The 1,234-nt window shown below is 67.7% G+C and carries 2 protein-coding genes; both read right to left on the reverse strand.

Features of this window, described 5'->3' with window-relative positions; translation table 11 throughout:
* The coding region (locus AC1DJT_RS36740) for an ABC transporter ATP-binding protein (protein WP_476836066.1) at nucleotides 1-610 on the reverse strand (610 nt) is incomplete at its 3' end.
* Nucleotides 607-1,234, reverse strand: a 628-nt coding sequence (locus AC1DJT_RS36745; protein ID WP_476836067.1) for an ABC transporter permease, incomplete at its 5' end; no start/stop codon positions are given. The genes AC1DJT_RS36740 and AC1DJT_RS36745, both read right to left, overlap by 4 nt.

Raw genomic sequence — 1,234 nt, forward strand, 5'->3', positions numbered from 1 at the left:
GTTCCTGGCGCAGCCGTCGCAGCAGGTCGAGCACTTGCGCCTGGATGGTGACGTCCAGCGCGGTCGTCGGCTCGTCGGCGATCAGGACCTGCGGATCGCAGGAGAGTGCCATCGCGATCATGACGCGCTGGCGCATGCCACCGGACAATTCGTGCGGATAGGCGGCGGCGCGCTTGTCGGGCGCAGGAATGCCGACGAGGCTCAGAAGCTCGATGCTGCGGGCGCGTGCAACTGCGCGGGAGAGACCGAGATGCCGCCGCAGCGGCCCGCCGATCTGCTCGCCCACGGTCATGATCGGGTTGAGCGCCGTCATCGGCTCCTGGAAGATCATGCCGATGCGGCGACCGCGGATCGCATCGAGTGACTGGCGCGGCAGGGTCAGGAGATCCTGCCCATCGAACATGACGCGGCCGGCCGTGACGGTGGCGGCTTCCGGCAGCAGGCCAAGCGCTGCCAGCGCGGTCAGGCTTTTGCCGGAGCCGGATTCACCGACGAGGCCGAGGCACTCGCCAGCGTGCAGATCGAGATCGACGCCGCGGAGCGCCTGAACCGGGCCGTTTTTCGCGCCGAAGGAGACCTGGAGGTCGCGGATGGAGAGCAGCGGCGTCATCGCCCGGTCACCCGGTCGGGATCGAGGCGGTCGCGCAAGCGGTCTCCGAGGATGTTGAAGGCCAGGACCGTCAGCGTGATCGCGAGCCCCGCAAATATGGCCGGTAGTGGCGAGCCGAAGATGTCGGCAACACCCTCGCGCACCATGTTCCCCCATGACGGGGCCGGAGCCTGGGCACCGAGCCCGATAAAGCTGAGCGATGCCTCGAGGCGGATCGCCGAGCCGATCCAGATCGTCAGCATGACGATGAGGGGGCCAGCGATGTTGGGCAGGACATGCATTCCAATGGTGCCGAACTTGCCGCGCCCCATGGCGATCGATGCGTCGACATAGGCCTCCCGCTTGACCGACAGAGCCGAGGCCCGCGAGAGGCGGATGAATGACGGTACGAGTGCTGCCGCGATGGCGATCGACAGGTTCTGCACGCCGGGGCCGAGCAAGGCGACGATCAGCACGCCGAGCAGAAGCGGATCGAACGACATCATCATGTCGGTGAGGCGGGTGACGATCGCCTCGGCCCAGCCGCCGAAGAAGGCCGACGCCGTGCCCAGGCTGATGCCGACAAGGGCGGCCAGCATCGGCGCGGCCACCCCGATCGTAATCGACAGGCGCGCTCCCTCGATC

The sequence above is a fragment of the Allobosea sp. 05T422_2 genome (assembly GCF_056396265.1).